Source organism: Mycetocola saprophilus (assembly GCF_000718085.1).
GTDB classification, from domain to species: Bacteria; Actinomycetota; Actinomycetes; order Actinomycetales; family Microbacteriaceae; genus Mycetocola; species Mycetocola saprophilus.
The window spans coordinates 1,025,087-1,043,777 of record NZ_JOEC01000001.1 but is presented as its reverse complement, the minus strand read 5'-3'; the positions used below and the strand labels follow the sequence as shown (position 1 = coordinate 1,043,777).

The window sequence follows — 18,691 nt, the reverse complement described above, 5'->3', positions numbered from 1 at the left end:
GTACCAGAGAGCGGTTATCGGGGGAGGGAGAGTCCCTGGTTTGCCCGGTGGGAACGGAGGATACTGGTCACATGGATCGCGATGCTCTCAGCCTGTTTCTCTCTCGCCACCGCGGCGATCTCAAACCCGCTGACGTCGGTTTGCACGCGGGCCCGAGGCGGCGCGCCCCGGGATTACGCCGCGAGGAGGTTGCGCAGCTCGCCCAGATGTCTACCGACTATTACACGCGGTTGGAGCAGGGGCGCAGCACGCAGCCGAGTGCGCAGATCCTGTCTGCGCTGGCGCGAGCGCTCAGGCTCTCCCCGGACGAGCGTGACTATCTATACCGGATAGCCGGTTTGGCCGCGCCCGACCGCTCGGCCACGGGTGAGTATGTGGCACCCGCGTTGCTGCGGGTCCTGGACCGGCTTTCGGACACACCCGCGCTGATCGTCTCCCTGCTTGGGGAAATCCTGATTCAGAATGCGCCCGCGGCCGCTCTGTACGGGGAGACCAGCCATCTCACCGGGTGGGAACGCAGCGAGGTTTATCGTTGGTTTGCCCATCCCGAGACCGCACGCACGCTCTATCCCGAGTCGGATCGGGACCGCCAGGGGCGCGCCCAGGTGGCGTCGCTTCGGGCCGCGCTGGGTCTGATGGGTCCGCATTCCCGAGCCGCCGAACTGGTGCGAGAGCTCGAGCGCGTGAGCCCGGAGTTTGTCACGCTGTGGGCAGAACAGCGCGTCCAGCGGCGATTCGCCGACCATAAAACGCTGATCCATCCCGAGCTGGGTGAGATCGAAGTGGACTGTCAGACGCTCTTCACCGAAGATCAAACCCAGGCCCTGCTGGTGCTCTCGGCCGCGCCGCGTAGCGAGGCCGAGAGCAAGCTCCAGATGCTCAGTGTGGTGGGTATCGAGCGCTTCGCTTCTGGTTCATAACGTCAACTATTCGGGGATGATGCGCATGCCCGCCGGTGCCGAATCCGGCACCAGCTGGGTGACCGATCCATTGACGACAAACCCCGGGTCTTCGCCGGTGAGTGCGCGCACAATCGAGCGGATGATAACCACATGGCACACCACAATGACCGACTGTCCGGCGTACTGCTCGGCAACCTGAGTGAGAAAGTCTCGCACGCGCAGATCCACCTCGGTGAGGGTCTCGGCCTCGGGAATGTCGCCCTCGGGCCAGCGCTCGTGGGCTTCGTCGCGGGGCATCCCCTCGGCGACGCCAAAACTACGTTCGATGAGGAGCGGGGTGACCACTGCAGGTGGCAGAGCCAGCGCCGTGGTGATCGCGGCGGCGGTGTCGCGTGCGCGAGAGAGCGGAGAAACCAGCGCGATATCCCAGGAATGCTCGCCCGTCCTGAGCGCATCCGCGGCGGCAGCCGCCTGGTCCTTGCCCGCGGCGTTGAGGGGAATATCCACCTGCCCCTGATATTTATGGGCGGCGTTCCACTCGGTTTCACCGTGGCGGACAAGGGCGATACGGGCAGGGGATCCCGATGGCGTCATGAACATTCTCTTTCTTGCGCTTGCGTGGGGTCGCTGAGGGGGCCGGGCCTTCCTCGGCTGCAAGGGGTGTCCTGTTCACGGTAACGCATCCGGCTGAACCGTTGCCTTGCCCGTTGGTGCCGGACCTGTTGGTGTCCGGTTGGTGCTCGTCCGGTTGGTCTCCGACTGGTTTGGGCTTTCCTCCACAACGCGGTCCCAGCCCCCGGTTATCCCCAGCGGGAGCGCCGTGATTCCGCGCGGGAGCACCCCCGGCCTAGCCTCGGGACATGACCACTCACACCGCACTCGGCCCGCCTTCCGCGCATCCACACACCCCACGTCACGCGCGCCCACCGGACCCGTCCGAAGCCCCGCTTCCAGCGGGTGAGGCACACGGTCGTCTGCCCCACCCGGAGCTCGGTCGGGTGCACAGACTCGCGCGGCGATGGGCAACTCTGAGCGTTCGTGGCCGTGGCCTCCTTGTTGCCGGGGTGATCGCGGTGCTGGTGCTGGGGATCGTCCTGATTCGGCTGCTCGATCCCGATGCGGCGGTATCAACCACGGCGTCGCCATCGTCATCCTCGTCGACGGAAAGCTCATCGTCCGATTCTCCGGGGCCGGGCGTCGCAGGGTCGGCCTCCGAGGGTGTAGGCTCCGCAAGATCAGAGTCCGCGGATGTCACAACACAGGCGGGCAACGGTGCCGCCACGCAATCACGGGACGACGCTGGCACGCAGACCACCGCTGGCTCGGCGGGCGGCGACGCTGCGTCGGTTACGGTGCACGTGGTCGGGGCCGTGGGTGCCCCGGGCCTCTACACGCTCAATGGTGCCGCCCGGGCGGACGCCGCGATTATCGCGGCCGGCGGAGCAGCACCAAACGCGGATATTTCGCAGATCAATCTGGCTCGTAGGCTCGTTGACGGGGAGCAGATTCGTGTGCCCGCGCAGGGCGAAATCGCGACGCCGAACGCAGGGGAGGGCGCGGGTGGTACCGCCGGGGGCGGCGGTTCTGCCTCGGGACAGGGGCCGATCTCACTGAGTCGGGCGACCGCGGAGCAGCTCGATACCCTTCCGCGGATCGGCCCGGCCCTGGCCGCCCGTATCGTCGAGTGGCGTGAGTCTAACGGTCCGTTTCGAAACGTCGACGACCTCACTCGCGTCTCGGGTATCGGTCCCAAGATGATTGCATCGCTCCGGGGGAAGGTGATGCCGTGACGGCGCACCACCCGAGACCGGTGGGGGAAGGTGACCCCGTGACGCGGCATCACCCGAGACCACCGGGCGGAAGGCAGTGGCGGCAACTGGTCGATCCGGGAAGGTTACCCGGTCCCTACCGTCTCGTTCCGGTTGCGCTCGTGGTCTGGGGGCTGAGTTTGGGGCTGCCGTTTCTGGATTCGGGTTTTCTGTGGGGCCTGGCCGCGATCATCCCTGCGATCGGAATCCCGCTGGGTGTGGCGTTAGTCCTCGAGTATCAACGTCGGCCGCCGACCGTGGAGGGGTCGGGAGCAGGCACGGGGGAGCCTGATCCGAGGGTTTCGTCCGAGGTGCGCGCGATCATTCGGGTGAGCGTTGTACTCGCTCTTACCATCGTGGCCACGGTGGCCACGATGAACATCGCGGCAAACCGCACCCGGGTCGAGACGGATCCGCTGAGTCGGGTCGCCGAACTCGCGCCATCCTCCGAGGGGCAATCGCCGCCGCCGGTGGGGTATCGAGCGGCCCCGGCGCGGACTCCGACCATCGCAATGCGCGTGCGCGCAACCGCCCGTCCGCGTCCGATGACGCCGTCCGCGGACGGGCGCGACCGAGCACTCGTCGAGGCTCGAACGCTGAGTGTGCGTGGCCAATCCAGCGACGTGCCCGTGCTTCTGGTGGGACAGCAGCTGAGCGATGTTGTGATCGGCGACACCTTCGAGGTGGACGGCGGTGTGCGCGCCAGCGCGGTAGGCGCGGAGGAGGTCGCCTGGGTTTCGGTGCGGGCGATGCGTAAAGCGGATGTGGTGGGGCCCGTGGGCCCCACCCAGACGATTCAACGTGGCATCGAGAGTCTGCGTGCGGGGCTCGTTCAGGCGGCATCGGTCCTGCCCGGCAGCGCGGGCACGTTGCTTCCCGGCCTGGCGATTGGTGAAACCCGGGCGCTGCCCGCCGAGCTCGATCAGGCCATGCGAGACACGGGTCTGACGCACCTGGTGGCGGTTTCGGGAGCCAACTGTGCGGTGGTGATTGCCGTCTGCGGCGGGATTGCGGCGCTCCTGGGGGCCGGTCGCCGGCTGCGCATTGTGGTCGCGGCGGGTGGGCTGGGCGGGTTTGTACTGTTGGTCGGGCCGGATCCCAGTGTGCTGCGCGCGGCCGTCATGGCCACGGTGGCGCTGCTCTTTCTGCTGCGTGGACGTCCGGGATCCGGCCTACCGCTTGTCAACATCGCGGTGATCGTGCTGCTCCTGCTCGATCCCGGGCTGGCTCGCGATTTTGGGTTCATCCTGTCGGTGGCCGCCACCACGGGTCTTCTGCTGCTCAGCGGGCCCCTGGCCGCCGTGTTGAAACGGTGGCTGCCCGTGTGGCTTTCCCACGCCCTGGCGGTTCCGCTTGCCGCACAGATTGCCTGTGGCCCGATCCTCATTCTGCTTCGACCGGAGATTTCGATGACCGCCATACCCGCCAATCTGCTTGCCGAGCCGGCCGCACCCCTTGCCACGCTGATGGGTGTCGTCGCCTGTGTCGCCCAGGCCGTGTGGCCTCCGCTGGGGTTTGTTGCCGTGTGGATCGCCTGGCTCCCCACCGCCTGGATCATTGCGGTTGCGCGGGTTTTTGCCGCGGTCCCCGGAGCTCTGCTGCCCTGGCAATCGGGGCCGATGGGGGCGCTGAGTCTGCTCGCGCTGACCGTGGTGCTGTTGGGATGGGTTCTGCACCGTGCGCGACGAATGCGATGGGGGATTGCCCTCCTGGTCACCGGTTCGTTGGTGACCGGGGCGGCGGTGGTTCCCGCGGTGTTTTCGCGGGCCTCCGTGCCGAAAGACTGGATCATCGCCGCGTGTGATGTCGGCCAGGGCGATGCGATTCTGGTGCGGTCCCAGGGTCGGGTAGCCCTCATCGACTCGGGACGTGATCCGGTTGTGCTCACCGGCTGTCTGGACCGCCTCGGCATCGATCGCATCAACCTGTTTGTGCTCACGCACTATGACGCGGATCACAGCGGCGGCATCACCACCGAGCTGGGTGAACGCATCGATGAATCCCTGGTGGCGACGCCGCGCTCGGCGCAGGACAAACGCGTGTTTGCCCGGCTACCCTCCGCCACCAGGGCGGCGCAGGCGGGGCAACGGGGAAGACTCGGCGCGTTGGATTGGCAAGTTTTCTGGCCCACCTCGGCCGATGGGAGCCAGAGCGCCAATGATGCGGCGGTTGTGTGGGGGTTTGATGGGGAGGGAACCCGGGCGCTGTTCCTCGCGGATCTCGGTGCCGATACGCAGGCACGGTTGATTCCCGAACTTTCGGGCACCGGCTACGAGCGCTCCACCGACATCGTGAAGGTGGCCCATCATGGCAGCGCCGATCAGGATCCCGCGCTTTATCGTCTTCTCCGTCCGCGGATCGGGGTGATCTCGGTGGGCGCGCGCAACGGTTACGGGCATCCGCGTGCCCGGACGCTCGGTTTTCTGAGCGCCCTGGGCGTCCGCGTTACACGAACCGATCTCGGTGGCACGATCTTCGTGGTGCGAACGGGACGAGGCCTGGAGGTGCGCGCCGATCAATAGCTAGTCGATCTGCTCCGCATCCAGGACCGCGGCGACGGCCTCGATCTCGACCAGTTGGTGGTCATACCCCAGGACCGTGACACCCAGCAGGGTACTGGGGACGTCGTGGTCGCCAAACGCGTCGCGAACCACGTTCCAGGCGGAAACCAGGTCCGCCTGGTCGCTCGATGCCACCAGAACCCGGGTGCTGATCACATCGGTGATCCGTGCCCCGGCCGCGTTCAGTGCCGTCTTCATGTTGTCGATACAGGACGCCGCCTGGGCGGCGAAGTCTCCGATGCCGGCGGTTGATCCATCGGCGTTGAGTGGGCAGGAACCGGCAAGGAAGATTAGGCGCGCACCCGCGGGTGCGGTCGCCGCGTAGGCATACTGGGCCGCGTCGGATAGGGCGGCGGAACGGATCAGGGTAACGGCGGAGGTCATATTTTCCTTCGAGGTGCGTGGGGAGCGGCAGCCGACGTAGTCGCGGGCCAGGGCCAGTTCTACGGCCAGGCCCCGCGCCCGCGGCGAGTGTGCTGCGGTCGTCCCGAAGCTCACAAACGAATTAAGCATACAGTGTTCGTTTAGTCCCTGTGCTGATCTATAGTGGACACCGTGAGTTACTGGGATCATCCAAAGCCCGTGCGGCGGACGCGTTCCGTCCACGTTGACGAGGTGGCGCGCGCGAGCATGCGTCTCCTGGACGAGGGCGGCATGCAGGCGCTGAGTATCCGCTCGGTTGCCGGGGTGCTGGGGGTCGCGCCGGCCAGTCTCTACTCGCGGGTGGAGTCCGCGGATGATCTATTCGACCTGGCGCTGGACCATGCCATGAAGTTGGATCCGATCATGGAGGTGGCCGTGGTGTCTGCGTCCCTCGAGGATCTGATGGTTGCCTATTATCGCCATCTGGTGCGGCATTCCTGGGCCGTACGGGTGATCGCGATGCGCGCACCCCGCGGACCGCACTATGTGCGAGTCAGCGATCGGATGGTGGTGCTCCTGATTGAGGCGGGGGCTCGGGATCCGCTGGGAACCGCGTACGTGGTTGCCAACTACATCATCGGCTCGGCAACCACCGCGAGTATGGCTCGAAGCGAGCGTGATCTCGGCGTGGAACCGACGCTCGCACCGGCGTATGCACGGCTCCGAGAGCTGGATCCGGTGGACCCCGAGGTCATTATGCGCGCGGGCTTGGACGTATTGCTGGCGGCATTGCCCGCCCGTCCCCGCACCTAGTTTCCGGCTCTCACGCCGACATGCCCGAGGACGCTCCGCTCCGCGCCGAGCTGTCGGCCACCGACATGCCCGACGGTGCCGCGGTCTGCGCTGTCGCCCACCGACATGCCCGACGGGGCCCTGGTCCGTGCTGCGGCCCACAGAGCCCGAGCCCCGTTCTCCGTGCGGAGACCGAGGCCCCGGGCCCCAATCTCCGAGTGGAAACCGAGGCCCGGGGCAGGTGTGTCTTACACTAGGCGTCGCGGCGCGATCCTCGGATGCGGCGGGCTGCCAGTCCCAGGGCGAGCAGGACGACGGCAATGCCGAGCGCCAGTGCCGGAAACGATTCACCGGTGGAGGCGAGGCGAGCGTTCTGTGCGCCCGCGCGAGATGCGTCCGAGGTCGAGACGGCTCCCGCGGGGGCGGAAGACGCGCCGGGTGCCGCCGTGGCGTTCGGCCCCGCGGTGGTACCGGGTCCCGAGGTGGGCGTCGATCCTCCGGCGGTGGGCTCGGTAGCCTGTGCCGCGAACCAGGAGGCCGCTACCTGCGCGCGCGTCGTGGCTGTGCGTGCCTGAACGAGCACGATGGACTGGGCATGCGCGTCGGCGGAAGGCTCGGTGTTTTCTGGAGTGGCCACCGAGATGATGTTTCCGGTGGGTCCGGCGGCGGCCGCGGTCACGGTGATGGTTGCGGTCCCGGCGACCTTCTGCGTGCGCAGATCCAAATAGACGGCCTGGCCATTGGTCACGGCCGAGGGGGTGATCGGGGTGCCCTGGGCGTCGGTGACGGGCACGCCCTGCGCATCGATACCCACCAATGCCTGGTTGGTGCTCACGGTGAACGGACCCACCAGGCTTCCGGCGGTCTGCCGGGTACTCGGTGCCGTGATTGTTGCGGTAGCCACGGTGGGGAACGGCACAGGAGAGGGTGCGGCGTTGGCCCCGTTATCCAGGCGCCAGTACACGGCCTCGGAGTTCGGGGTCTCCCAGTTCCAGGCCGCATCAAAGCCCAGGTCCGTATAGCGCCAGATTGCGTACTGGGCGGCTTCGATTGCGTCGTTCACGGCCAGCCCGGTGATCCCTGCGGCGGCGGCCAGCTGGTCGAGATCAACGGTGGGACAGCTGTGTGAGAGAACTCAGAGCACACGATCCTTGACTTCAGTCGGGATGATCGTGGCCGCGATCATCGGCAAGATCACCGCGCTGGCGGGAGCGGAATCGGCCACTCCGGTGTTGCTGGGGATCGCCCTGATCTGGCTGATTGTCTGGGCGCTGCTCGGCGGAGTCGCCTCGGCCCGGGCCGCTCGAGCCTACGTTGGTCTCCACAGCCCGAACTAAACGGCCTGTCCGAGACCACGGCGTCAACGAGCCGGTAGTCTGGAGGGAGACGATCGGAGCCTCCCGGCCCCGACCGCGAAACGGAGGACACGGTGGCGGCAGCTCGCGGCGCGACGGCAACAAAGACGGCATCCAAGGCCGCGATCCCGCAGCTCGCGTGGAACCAGATTCGGCCGGCCTCCGTGGTGCTGGTGAGCGGAACCGAGGGCTTCCTGGCCGATCGATCGATTCGCATGCTGCGTGATCTGCTGCGTGCCGAAGATCCCAGTCTTGAGCTGAGCGAACTCACCGCCGACACCTACGTGGCCAGCGAGCTGGCGACCGTGGCGAGCCCCTCGCTGTTTGGGGAGCCCCGGTTCGTGCGCATCGATGCGGTCGAGAAGTGCTCCGATATTTTTCTCACCGAGGCCATCGACTACCTGGCCAACCCGCCCGAGGGTGCCACCGTGGTGCTGCGGCATGCCGGGGGAGTGCGCGGGAAGCGCCTGCTCGATGCGATCCGTGCCGCCAAGGGCACCGCGATCGAGGTGGTGTGCACCGAGCTGAAAAAGGACTCGGAGAAGATTGATTTTGCCGCCGCCGAGTTTGCGACCGCCGGTCGCCGCGCGCGCCCCGATGCGGTCCGCGCTCTGGTGTCCGCGTTTTCCGGTGACCTGGCCGAGCTGGTGGCCGCGTGCACCCAGCTGATGGCCGACACTACCGGGGACATCACCGAGCAGACGGTCGCCCAGTACTATGGTGGCCGTGCCGAGGTGACGGCGTTCGCGGTGGCGGACCTGGCGATTGCCGGCCGCGCCGGTGAGGCGCTGATCGCGCTGCGTCAGGCGATCAACTCGGGCACCGATCCGGTTCCGATGGTCGCGGCATTCGCGATGAAGATGCGCACGATGGCCAAGGTGAGCTCGAACCGGGTTCCCGCGGCCCAGATGGCGCGCGCCTTCGGGCTGGCGCCCTGGCAGATTGACCGGGCCAAGCGGGACCTGCGCGGCTGGAACGATGCGGGCCTCGGGGCGTGCATCCGTCTGATCGCGGACACCGATGCGATCGTCAAGGGCGCACCGGGGGATCCGCAGTTCGCCCTGGAGCGCATGGTCTCGGCCATCGCCAGCCGCGGGCGCACGCTCGTTCGTCGCTAGCGCGCGGCGCAACCTTCCCCACACAGCAAAAATCCCCGCCCTCCGAGGAGGACGGGGATTTTTAGAAAGCAGAATTACTTGGCGAGCAGTGCGTCAACCTGCTTGGCCAGAGCCGACTTGCGGTTAGCGGCCTGGTTCTTGTGCAGAACGCCCTTGCTCACGGCCTTGTCCAGCTTCTTCGAAGCGGTACGCAGGGCCGACACGGCGCGGTCCTTGTCGCCGGCGACGACGGCCTCGCGGGTGTGACGGACGACGGTGCGCAGCTCGCTCTTGACGGCCTTGTTGCGCTCCTGAGCCTTCTTGTTGGTACCGATGCGCTTGATCTGCGACTTAATGTTTGCCACTTTAGTTAGTCTTTCGTTTGTTCCGAATGGGAGTGTCGGTTAGCGAGAGAGGGCGCCGTCCGACTGTTTCGTGTGGATACTCCGCACGCAAGTCAAGACCCGAGTCTATCAGTTCCCATCAATCTCGCCCAACCACCGCGACCTGGCGCGTCGTATCCCCGCCCTTCGGCGGTGCGCATTCGCCCCGGCCACTCCTTTCATGGGAGAATGGCGAGAAGGACACGTGTGTCCACGCCCGGCTATCCGGCACCTGATTTTATTTGTGACCATTAACAACCAGAGGAACGCGTGAGCCCCCAAGCTGTAAAGGCCCTAGAGCCGGCGAGTACCCCGTCGGAGTTCATCCGTAATTTCTGCATCATCGCGCACATCGACCACGGTAAGTCGACGCTTGCGGACCGCATGCTCGGCATCACCGGCATCGTCGCCAACCGTGACATGCGCGCCCAGTACCTGGACCGGATGGATATCGAGCGTGAGCGCGGTATCACCATCAAGAGCCAGGCAGTGCGGATGCCCTGGTCGGATGAGGGTGGTCAGGCCTACGCGCTGAACATGATCGACACCCCCGGTCACGTCGACTTCTCCTATGAGGTTTCCCGCTCGCTCGCCGCCTGTGAGGGCGCGATTCTGCTGGTGGATGCCGCCCAGGGTATCGAGGCCCAGACCCTCGCCAACCTCTACCTGGCGATGGAAAACGACCTCACCATCATTCCGGTACTGAACAAGATTGACCTGCCCGCCGCGGACCCGGACAAGTACGCGCTTGAGCTCGCCAACCTGATCGGTGGCAAGCCCGAGGACGTGCTGCGTGTTTCCGGTAAGACCGGCATGGGCGTCGAGGCGCTGCTGGACCGGGTGATTCGCGACATCCCCGCCCCGGTGGGTAACGTGGACGCCGAGCCGCGCGCGATGATCTTCGACTCGGTGTACGACGCCTACCGCGGTGTGGTCACCTATGTCCGCATGGTGGATGGCACGCTGAAGCCGCGCGAGCGCCTGCAGATGATGTCCACCGGCACGACCCACGACCTGCTGGAAATCGGTGTGTCCTCGCCCGAGCCCGTTCCGTCCAAGGGACTGAGCGTTGGTGAGGTGGGCTACCTGATCACCGGTGTGAAGGACGTGCGTCTGTCCAAGGTGGGCGACACCGTCACCCACGCGCAGAAGCCCGCAACCGAGGCCCTGCCCGGCTACACCGACCCCAAGCCGATGGTGTTCTCGGGTCTGTACCCGATCGACGGATCCGACTACCCGATCCTGCGTGAGGCCCTGGACAAGCTCAAGCTGTCCGATGCGGCGCTGAACTATGAGCCGGAAACCTCGGTGGCCCTGGGCTTCGGATTCCGCTGTGGCTTCCTGGGTCTGCTGCACCTGGAGATCATCACCGAGCGCCTGGAGCGCGAGTTTGGTCTGAACCTCATCGCGACCGCGCCCAGCGTGATCTACGAGGTCACCACCGAAGATCGCAAGACCGTGACCGTGACCAACCCCAGCGAGTTCCCGACCGGCAAGATCCACGCCGTGTCCGAGCCGATGGTGCGCGTGGCGATCCTGGCCCCCAAGGACTACGTCGGCACCATCATGGAGCTGTGCCAGAGCCGCCGCGGCGCGCTGCTGGGCATGGACTACCTCGGTGAGGATCGCGTCGAGCTGCGCTACAACATGCCGCTGGCCGAGATCGTGTTCGACTTCTTCGACCACCTGAAGAGCCGCACCCAGGGCTATGCGTCGCTGGACTATGAGCCCTCGGGTGAGCAGGAGGCCGACCTGGTGAAGGTCGACATCCTGCTGCAGGGCGAGGCCGTGGACGCCTTCAGTGCGATCGTGCACCGCGACAACGCTTACTCCTACGGCGTGCTGATGACCGAGCGCCTGTCCAAGCTGATCCCGCGTCAGCAGTTTGAGGTGCCGATTCAGGCGGCGATTGGTGCCCGCATCATCGCCCGCGAGTCCATTCGTGCGATCCGTAAGGACGTTCTTGCCAAGTGCTACGGCGGTGACATCAGCCGGAAGCGCAAGCTGCTGGAGAAGCAGAAGGAAGGTAAGAAGCGCATGAAGATGGTCGGTCGTGTGGAGGTGCCCCAGGAGGCCTTCATCGCCGCGCTGTCAGGTGACGTGGAATCCGGTAAGGGTAAGAAGTAACACCCCACGGCGGCGAGCTCGGGTTAGACTTAACCGTGCTCGCCGCTCGGGCGTGCCCCAATCAGGCCGCCCGGTGGCCGAAGAATTGATCGCGGAACGAAGCAGACAGAAAAGAAGTAGGGGATGCGCCGCAGTAATTTCGAAGACCAGCCCGTTGACTATGCCGCAGTCGGGGCCACCCAGGCTGCCGACCTGATGCAGTACCCGCCGCAGGGCTATGTGCCCGCCGAGGACAGCATCCGTCTGGGCAGTGGACGCGAACGCTATGAGGCCGCAGCATCGACGCTGCTGAGCTGGGGCGTGCAGCGTGACGCGGGGATCGACGTGCACGATGTGCGTCCGGGCAGCGGAAACGAGTACACCGGTATTCAGTTTGACGATGAGGGTAACGCCGTTGCCCCCAACCGTCGACACAGCGAGCAGCGCTTTGCCCCCGATGGCAGCGCGTTCCTGGATGCCGGTACCACCGCCAAGCTGCGTGGCAAGATCGGCCGCTACAACCTGGAATCCAAGATCCGGGTGGTGTACCTGGTGGAGAACCAGAACTCGACCGCGTTCGCCTATGGGACGGTTTCTACCGCTCAGATGAGTGGCGAAGAATCGTTCATGGTGGAGCTGCGGGACGATGACTCCGTGTGGTTCACCGTGCGCTCCTTCATGCGCCCGATCGGGGCCAAGTATCGCGCCTTCCCGCCGCTGGGTCGTGCCCGGATGACGGCGATTGCCACCGCGTATATGCGTGCGCTGTCCCCGACGTGGGCGAGCCCCACCACCTAATGGGAGCACTACCCCTCGGAGATCCCGCCCCCACCGACGGCTCTCTGCCCGCCACCGCGCGTATCGGCAGCGAGGATCGTCCCTTCAGCTTCTATCTGCACGTGCCGTTCTGCCGGGTCCGCTGCGGATACTGTGACTTCAACACCTACACCTCCACCGAACTGCGCGGTGCCAAGCAGGTGGACTACGCCGATGAGGCCATCGCCGAGGTCGCGCTGTCCAAGCGGGTACTCGACGCCGCCGAGGTAGCGGTGCGCCCGGTTGATACGGTCTTTTTTGGCGGCGGAACGCCGACCCTGCTGCCCGCGGATGATCTGGCCCGCATGCTGCACGCGGTCCGCGACACCCACGGATTCACCCCGAATGCCGAGATCACCACCGAGGCCAACCCAGACTCGGTGGATGAGGTCTACCTGCAGACCCTCAAGGATGCCGGATTCACCCGGGTGTCCTTCGGAATGCAGTCGGCCGTGCCGGAAACCCTGGCGACCCTGGATCGCAGCCACACCCCCGAGCGTGTGCCGCTCGTGGTTGAGTGGGCCAAAAAGGTTGGCCTGCAGGTGAGCGTGGATCTGATTTACGGTTCGCCGGGGGAGACCCTGGAACAGTGGCAGCGCAGCGTGGACGCGGCCCTGAGCTACGGACCCGACCACATCTCCGCCTACTCGCTGATCGTCGAGCCGGGCACCAAGATGCACCGCCAGATCCGTAGCGGCGAGCTGCCCGAACCCGATGAGGACCTGCAGGCGGACATGTACGAGTACGCCGATCAGGCGCTCTCGGCCGCCGGATTCTCCTGGTACGAGGTGTCCAACTGGTCGGTGTCCCCGGAAACCCGCTCGCGGCATAACCTCGCCTATTGGCGCGGTGCCGATTGGTGGGGCATCGGACCCGGCGCGCACAGCCACGTCGGCGGGGTGCGCTGGTGGAACGTCAAGCATCCGGCCGCCTACGCCCAGCGCATGGCCGAGGGAATCTCCCCGGGCCTCGGGCGCGAGGTGCTGGACGATGAGACCCGCGAGATGGAGCGGATCCTGCTGGAATCCCGGACCGCCGAGGGCATCGCGATCGCCGGACTGGACGCCGACGCGCGCCACGAAATCCCGCGCCTGATCGCCGACGGCCTGATCGAGGGCCCCGCTGCGCTGCGCGGCCGCCTGCAGCTGACCCTCCGCGGACGCCTGCTGGCGGACGCGGTGGTGCGCGCGCTGGTGGGCTAACCGCCCGGGCAGACCGCCGCCTGACACACAAAACTGGGGTGCGTGACAACGCACCCCGGTTTTGTGTAGCGGCGAGTTAGCCCGGGAGTCCGATTCGACGCTCACCCGAGCGGAGCTGCTGGAGCACCACCGCCAGGACCAGCAGGCCACCCTTGGCGACGTTCTGCCAGAACGAGTTCACCCCGAGCAGGGTCATGCCGTTGGTGAGGATGCCGAGCAGGATGACCGCCAGGATCGTCCCGGCGATGGTGCCCTTGCCACCCTTTAGGGCAGCACCACCCAGGGCCGCGGCGGTGATGGCTTCGAGTTCGAGTCCCTCGGAGCCGGAGACCGGCTGCCCCGATCCGGTCCGGGCGGTGATCAGGATGCCCGCGAGGGCGGCGACGGCACCGGTCATCATGTAGATGCCCAGAATGTAGCGGTTGATGTTGATGCCCGCCAGGCGCGAGGCCACATCGTTCCCACCCACCGCGTAGATATTGCGCCCCATCGTGGTGTACCGCAGCAGTACGTGGATGCCCAGCGCGATGACCACCAGGATCCAAATCAGCGTGGGGACCCCCAGCACGCTGCCGCGGGCGAGGAACACAAAGAACGGGTCGGCCCCGGTGTAGCCCTGGGCGCGGCCATCGGAGATGAGCTGGGCGATGCCCTTATAGGCGGCGAGGGTGGCCAGGGTGGCGATCACCGGATTCACCCGGCCGAAGACGATAATGCAGCCGTTAATCAGGCCGCACAGCAGCCCGATTCCCACGGCCCCAACCACGCCGATCAGCGGCCCGGCGGAGGTGAAAATCATCGCGCTGGTCACAGAGGCGAGGCCGGCGATCGATCCCACCGAGATATCCAGACCGCCCATGATGATGACGAGGGTCTGGACCACCGCGAGCAAGCCGGAAATGGCGATGGCGGTTCCGATGACCTTGAGGTTGGGGACGGTGAAAAACAGCGGGTTCTGGGTGCCGATGACCAGCACCACGAAGGCGATGGCCATCAGCAGGGACATGTTCTGCACGCCCATCGCGGTGAGGAACCGGCGGAAGAATCCGGGGGAGTCGGCGGGGGAAACGCGGGTGGGGGAGCTGGTGGAGACCGTTTGGGTAGGCACGGGGTGCCTCCTTCCTGAGAGAGGAAAAATGGGGACGCGAGGCTAGTCCATCGCGAGGGCGAGGATGGATTCCTCGGTGGCGTCTTCCCGGGAGAGCTCCCCGGTAATGCGGCCGGAGGCCATCACATAGACGCGGTCGGCGAGGCCGAGTACCTCGGGGAGTTCGCTGGAGACCATCAGGATGGCGACCCCCGCGCGTGCCAGTTCGTCGATGATCGCGTAGATTTCGGCCTTGGCACCGACATCCACACCGCGGGTGGGTTCGTCCAGCAGGAGGAGCCGCGGCTTGGTCGCCAGCCACCGGGCCAGGACAACCTTTTGCTGATTGCCGCCGGAGAGGTTTTTGACCAGCTGGCGATCACTCGGGGTACGGATCCCCAGCTTGGTGATAAACCCGTGGGCGAGTTCCTCCTCGCGGGTCGAGCTGACAAACCTCCCCCGGGAGATCTGGCCCAGGACCGCGAGGGCGATGTTATCGCGGACCGAGCGCTGCATGATCAGCGCCTCGGCCTTGCGCTCCTCGGGGGCAAACCCGACCCCGGCGGCGACCGAGTCAGCCGGCGTGTGGAAGGTGACGGTTTTACCACCAACCCCCAGATCACCGGACTCAACCGCGAAATCACCCACGATGGTCTTGAGCAGCTCGCTGCGCCCGGCACCCACCAGGCCGGCGATGCCCACCACCTCGCCGGCGTGCACGCTCAGCGTGATGTCGTGAACAAACTCGTTGCCCACGCCGTTCAGGCTCAGGATGGTGGCACCGGGGGTGACCGGCTCGCGGTGAAACATCTGGGAGAGGTCGCGGCCCACCATCATCCGCACCAGATCATCGTGATCGGTATCCTCGGTGCGCTTGGTCCCCACCAGGCGGCCGTCCCGCAGCACGGTGATCGCATCGGCCAGCCTGAAAATCTCGTTCATGCGATGCGATACGTACCCGATCGCGACCCCGTCGGAGCGGAGTCGGCGAATCAGATCGAAGAGGATCGCCGCCTCCTCCTCGCCGAGGGACGAGGTGGGTTCGTCAAAGCAGATGACCGCCGGATGATCCACCACCGCACGCATGATCTCGACGATCTGACGCTGTGCCGCCGAGAGCTCGCTGCCCAGGGCCTCGGGGCTGATAACCCCGGCAAACCCGAACTCGGCGAGGGCCGTACGTGCGCGTTCGATCAGCTCGCGGCGGCGAAAGATCGGGCCGCGCGTACCCAGGAGCCCCACAAAGATGTTCTCGGCAACGCTCACGTGGGGGATGATCTCGGGTTCCTGCGCGATCACCCGGATGCCCGCGGTGCGGGATTCGCGCGGTTCGCCAAAGTGAACGGGGCCGCCGTGCAGGGTGAGGGTGCCCGTATCGGGCTGATAGTCACCGGTGATGATTTTCAGCAGGGTCGACTTGCCGGCCCCGTTTTCCCCCATCAGGGCGGTGACCTCGCCCGCGCGTAGTTCGAGGCTGACGCCGGACAGGGCGGCCACCGGGCCGAAGCTCTTGGTGATATCGGTGGCGCTGAATACCACCTGGCCCGCGGCAGTTGGCGGGATGGTGAGGGGAGCGAGTGCGCTCATGGCGCGATCCTTTCGACGGTGAAGGTGCGTGGTGGGGGAGCGGTGGGGCCGACGCGCGACCCCACCGACGGGTGGCCTAGGTGCAGGCGACGCCCTTTTCCTTCCAGTTGCCGGCGTCCACGATCTCGGTCTTGGCGATCGTGGCGGGCGGCAGCGCGGTGCCGTTACGCAGCAGGTCCACCATCGAGGTCACCGCCGCGCGACCCACCTCGACCCCCGAGATGTACAGGGCCGACTTATTACCGGTGGTCTGACCCGCCGACCAGTCCTTGCAGGTGAGGTAGGCGCCGAGGCCCACCCCGTTGATGTTTGCGGGGGACACCCCGGAGTTCTGCAGGGCTGTGACGACACCGGTGGAACTCTCGTCGTTGCAGCCCCACACCACCCAGTTCTGCACCCCGGCGTTGGCGGTGATGACCGCGCCCGCCTTATTCTGGGCGTCGGTGGCCGAGTTATCGGTCCCGATCTGAATGGTCTGCGGGCCGTCGGCACCCACGGCCTTGGTGAAGGCCGCCGCGGCACCGTCCATGCGCTGGTTACAGACCGAGAGGTCCAGCTTGCCGGCGGAGAGGATGCGTGTGTTTTCGGCGGTCCAGCCGGACTCGGCGTAGAGGCGTGCGGCCTCCTCGCCGACCTTGGTGCCCATGGCGGTGCCATCGAATCCGGCGAACGGGGCATCCTTGCCCGCCGCATCCTGGATCACGTCGTCCGAGGCCATGATCGGGATACCCGCGGCCTTGGCGGCGTCCAGCACCTGCGGCCCGATCTGCTGATCGGGAACCACGATGATGATGCCGTCCACCTTCTGGGCGATCACCGAATCCATCTCGCTGATGGCCTTATTGGCATCCACGCCGAGGTTGACCACCTTGATGGTGACGTTCCCCAGCTCCTTTGCCGCGGCCTTTGCCCCCTCGGCCTCGTCGACGAAGTACTGCTGATCGCCCTGCTTTTGGAGGTAGGCGATGGTCAGTGGGCCATCCTTTTTTCCTCCGGCTGCGCCGCTTTCGCCGGGTGCTTCCATACCCGAGGAGCAGGCGGTGAGTCCGAGGAGAAGTCCGGCGCTCAGCAGGGTGATGACGGTTCGAGCTCTACTGTGAGTTCTCATACTCATGACGGTTCCTTTGCTGTGTGAGGGCCGGCCTCGTTGCCGGTCCCCGATCTCCGGCGGAACTGCGATGTTCCGTTTGGGTGACCGTATAGCGAGGCTATGGCCGGTTTGCCGGCTCAGGAAGCAGAAAATCTTGGAGTACCCGGACAAAACGACGATTGCGGATGCGATACCCGAGAAGGGGTTCGCATCCGCAATCGCGGTGGGATTTGGGGGTCAGGCCGAGGGCCAGGCCTCAGCCAATAGGCGGTAGGAGTGCTCGCGCACGGCGAGACTGTGCGCCTGGGTGGTGATCACAAACTCGTCCGCTCCGGTGGCCTGTTGAAGCGCTTTCAGGCGTGAAACGACGGTTTCGGGGGAGCCGACGATGCGCGTGGCGACCCGGTCGGAGACCAGCAGCGCCTGCTCGGGCGTGAGCGGGTTTTCGGCGTCGGTTTCGGGGCTCAGATAGGGGCCGGCCACGTAGTCGGTGCGGATCGAGTAGAGCCAGCGTTCGAACGGCTTGGCCAGGCGCTGTGCCTCCTCATCGGTGTCGGCGACCAGCACATCCACCGAGACAGCGATGTACGGGGAATCCAGTTCGGCGGAGGGGACAAACGCGTCACGATACGCCCGGACGGTCTCCAGGATGTTCTGCGGGAGCGCGTGATAGTTCGCCCCGAATCGCAGCCCGTTCGCCCCGGCTACCTCGGCCGAAACGCCGGCCGAGCTGCCGTGCACCCAGACCTCCACGTCGGCACCTTCGGCGGGGGACGCGGTGATGTGCACGTCCGCGGGCACCTCGCCGGGGGCGGTGAACGTGCCGCGCAGGAAGCCGAGGATGTCATCCACCTGCGCCCCAAAATCGGTGGGGTTGCCGGGGAAGCGGTTGAGCAGGCGGTCGTTGAGGCCCGCGCGCGCATCGTTGAACGGGGTGATCACCCAGGATGGGATCACCACGCCGTCCACCTCGCGGTGTTCGCCGATCGGGCCGGGACGGGTGGTCCCGGCCTCCAGGGCCGCGTTGGTCTGCCGCCCACGCTCGCGCTGCTCGGCGCTCGGGCCGCCGCGGCCGATGCCCAGATCGAATCCGCGCCCGGTGAGCGCGGCCACCGTACCGGCGACCTCGGCCACCTGAAGCGGGGTGTGGTGGTCCACGATGATGACCGCGGTGCCCACCCGGATGGACCCGGTGGCCTGGGCGATGGTCGGGGTCAGCAGGACCGAGGCCGCCCCGGCACCGCCGGGAAAGAGGTGGTGCTCGGCCACCCAGTATCGCCGGTAGCCGGCGGCCTCGACCGAGCGGGCGAGGGCAACGGTATCGGCGAAGGCACCGGCGGCGTTCCCACCCTCGGAAATGAGGACCAGGTCAAGGACCGAAAGGGGGATGGCGGGGGAGTCGGCGGCATGCGATTGCGCGTCCGTGTGGAAAGACGTCATCCCGCCATCCTCCCAACTCCGGGCCGCGCGCAATACCCCCGCGTCACAGTGTGCAATGTTGCGTGACATAGCGTCACCGATGTTGGAAACTTCGAGGAGATT

Annotated in this window: 16 protein-coding genes and 1 pseudogene; 9 read left to right on the top strand and 8 right to left on the bottom strand. The window is 66.4% G+C overall.

Annotation, left to right across the window (positions count from 1 at the left end; all coding sequences use genetic code 11):
- Nucleotides 1–71: 71 nt before the first annotated feature.
- Nucleotides 72–920 (top strand): helix-turn-helix transcriptional regulator, encoded by an 849-nt coding sequence (locus IE92_RS0104620; protein WP_030143701.1) that lies wholly within the window; start codon nt 72–74, stop codon nt 918–920.
- A gap of 6 nt (nt 921–926) precedes the next feature.
- On the opposite strand, the gene IE92_RS0104615 is transcribed toward IE92_RS0104620, so the two are convergent.
- Nucleotides 927–1,496 carry a histidine phosphatase family protein gene (locus tag IE92_RS0104615; RefSeq protein ID WP_030149812.1) on the bottom strand — a complete coding sequence of 190 codons (570 nt, stop codon included), beginning with the start codon at nt 1,494–1,496 and terminating at the stop codon, nt 927–929.
- A 266-nt stretch (nt 1,497–1,762) separates the two neighbouring features.
- Between IE92_RS0104615 and IE92_RS17735 the strand changes: the two genes are divergently transcribed.
- Nucleotides 1,763–2,692: a ComEA family DNA-binding protein gene (locus IE92_RS17735; RefSeq protein WP_081864059.1), complete on the top strand. Its 930-nt coding sequence runs from the start codon at nt 1,763–1,765 to the stop codon at nt 2,690–2,692.
- Nucleotides 2,693–3,039: 347 nt separating this feature from the next.
- The gene (locus IE92_RS0104605) at nt 3,040–5,232 is read left to right on the top strand and encodes a ComEC/Rec2 family competence protein (RefSeq protein WP_156027390.1); all 2,193 of its coding nucleotides are present in this window, start codon (nt 3,040–3,042) and stop codon (nt 5,230–5,232) included.
- On the opposite strand, the gene IE92_RS0104600 is transcribed toward IE92_RS0104605, so the two are convergent.
- The gene (locus IE92_RS0104600; protein ID WP_030143697.1) at nt 5,233–5,655 is read right to left on the bottom strand and encodes a RidA family protein; all 423 of its coding nucleotides are present in this window, start codon (nt 5,653–5,655) and stop codon (nt 5,233–5,235) included. It lies immediately after the preceding gene.
- Between the two features lie 246 nt (nt 5,656–5,901).
- Between IE92_RS0104600 and IE92_RS0104595 the strand changes: the two genes are divergently transcribed.
- On the top strand, nt 5,902–6,447 hold the full coding sequence (locus IE92_RS0104595; RefSeq protein WP_030143696.1) for a TetR/AcrR family transcriptional regulator: 546 nt from the start codon (nt 5,902–5,904) through the stop codon (nt 6,445–6,447).
- Nucleotides 6,448–6,679: 232 nt separating this feature from the next.
- Here the strand turns inward: IE92_RS0104595 and IE92_RS0104590 are convergent.
- A pseudogene (locus IE92_RS0104590) lies at nt 6,680–7,546 on the bottom strand (hypothetical protein); the annotation flags it as partial.
- 31 nt (nt 7,547–7,577) lie between these two features.
- Here IE92_RS0104590 and IE92_RS18165 point away from each other — a divergent pair.
- Nucleotides 7,578–7,763: a hypothetical protein gene (locus tag IE92_RS18165; protein ID WP_156027389.1), complete on the top strand. Its 186-nt coding sequence runs from the start codon at nt 7,578–7,580 to the stop codon at nt 7,761–7,763.
- Nucleotides 7,764–7,855: 92 nt separating this feature from the next.
- Complete coding sequence (holA, locus tag IE92_RS0104580) at nt 7,856–8,899, top strand: DNA polymerase III subunit delta (RefSeq protein WP_030143694.1); 1,044 nt, start codon at nt 7,856–7,858, stop codon at nt 8,897–8,899.
- Nucleotides 8,900–8,973: 74 nt separating this feature from the next.
- Here the strand turns inward: holA and rpsT are convergent, their stop codons facing one another.
- Nucleotides 8,974–9,243, bottom strand: a complete 270-nt coding sequence (gene rpsT, locus IE92_RS0104575; RefSeq protein ID WP_030143693.1) for a 30S ribosomal protein S20 — start codon at nt 9,241–9,243, stop codon at nt 8,974–8,976.
- A gap of 288 nt (nt 9,244–9,531) precedes the next feature.
- Here rpsT and lepA point away from each other — a divergent pair, with 288 nt between their 5' ends.
- The 3 genes from lepA to hemW all read left to right on the top strand — a co-directional run bounded on the left by lepA (nt 9,532) and on the right by hemW (nt 13,385).
- The gene (gene lepA / locus IE92_RS0104570; RefSeq protein WP_030143692.1) at nt 9,532–11,388 is read left to right on the top strand and encodes a translation elongation factor 4; all 1,857 of its coding nucleotides are present in this window, start codon (nt 9,532–9,534) and stop codon (nt 11,386–11,388) included.
- A gap of 123 nt (nt 11,389–11,511) precedes the next feature.
- Nucleotides 11,512–12,165, top strand: coding sequence for a DUF1990 domain-containing protein (locus IE92_RS0104565; protein WP_030143691.1), 654 nt, complete (start codon nt 11,512–11,514; stop codon nt 12,163–12,165).
- Nucleotides 12,165–13,385 (top strand): radical SAM family heme chaperone HemW, encoded by a 1,221-nt coding sequence (hemW, locus tag IE92_RS0104560; RefSeq protein ID WP_030143690.1) that lies wholly within the window; start codon nt 12,165–12,167, stop codon nt 13,383–13,385. Before IE92_RS0104565 ends, hemW begins: the two co-directional genes overlap by 1 nt.
- Before the next feature lie 76 nt (nt 13,386–13,461).
- Here hemW and IE92_RS0104555 read toward each other — a convergent pair whose 3' ends face one another.
- The 4 genes from IE92_RS0104555 to IE92_RS0104540 form a co-directional block, all read right to left on the bottom strand.
- A complete protein-coding gene (locus IE92_RS0104555; RefSeq protein ID WP_030143689.1) occupies nt 13,462–14,493 on the bottom strand; it encodes an ABC transporter permease in 1,032 nt (343 codons plus the stop codon).
- A 42-nt stretch (nt 14,494–14,535) separates the two neighbouring features.
- Nucleotides 14,536–16,059 (bottom strand): sugar ABC transporter ATP-binding protein, encoded by a 1,524-nt coding sequence (locus tag IE92_RS0104550; RefSeq protein WP_081864060.1) that lies wholly within the window; start codon nt 16,057–16,059, stop codon nt 14,536–14,538.
- 76 nt (nt 16,060–16,135) lie between these two features.
- Complete coding sequence (locus tag IE92_RS0104545) at nt 16,136–17,173, bottom strand: substrate-binding domain-containing protein (protein WP_211250751.1); 1,038 nt, start codon at nt 17,171–17,173, stop codon at nt 16,136–16,138.
- Between the two features lie 213 nt (nt 17,174–17,386).
- Nucleotides 17,387–18,589, bottom strand: coding sequence for an LLM class flavin-dependent oxidoreductase (locus tag IE92_RS0104540; protein WP_051701837.1), 1,203 nt, complete (start codon nt 18,587–18,589; stop codon nt 17,387–17,389).
- Nucleotides 18,590–18,691: the final 102 nt, after the last annotated feature.

Bases quoted from the DNA above. Each gene is read 5' to 3' on its own strand.
- IE92_RS0104600 (WP_030143697.1), bottom strand. From the start codon at position 5,655: ATGACCTCCGCCGTTACCCTGATCCGTTCCGCCGCCCTATCCGACGCG.
- IE92_RS0104540 (WP_051701837.1), bottom strand. From the start codon at position 18,589: ATGACGTCTTTCCACACGGACGCGCAATCGCATGCCGCCGACTCCCCC.
- IE92_RS0104615 (WP_030149812.1), bottom strand. From the start codon at position 1,496: ATGACGCCATCGGGATCCCCTGCCCGTATCGCCCTTGTCCGCCACGGT.
- IE92_RS0104550 (WP_081864060.1), bottom strand. From the start codon at position 16,059: ATGAGCGCACTCGCTCCCCTCACCATCCCGCCAACTGCCGCGGGCCAG.
- hemW (WP_030143690.1), top strand. From the start codon at position 12,165: ATGGGAGCACTACCCCTCGGAGATCCCGCCCCCACCGACGGCTCTCTG.
- IE92_RS0104595 (WP_030143696.1), top strand. From the start codon at position 5,902: ATGCGTCTCCTGGACGAGGGCGGCATGCAGGCGCTGAGTATCCGCTCG.
- IE92_RS0104545 (WP_211250751.1), bottom strand. From the start codon at position 17,173: ATGAGTATGAGAACTCACAGTAGAGCTCGAACCGTCATCACCCTGCTG.
- IE92_RS0104565 (WP_030143691.1), top strand. From the start codon at position 11,512: ATGCGCCGCAGTAATTTCGAAGACCAGCCCGTTGACTATGCCGCAGTC.
- IE92_RS0104620 (WP_030143701.1), top strand. From the start codon at position 72: ATGGATCGCGATGCTCTCAGCCTGTTTCTCTCTCGCCACCGCGGCGAT.
- IE92_RS17735 (WP_081864059.1), top strand. From the start codon at position 1,763: ATGACCACTCACACCGCACTCGGCCCGCCTTCCGCGCATCCACACACC.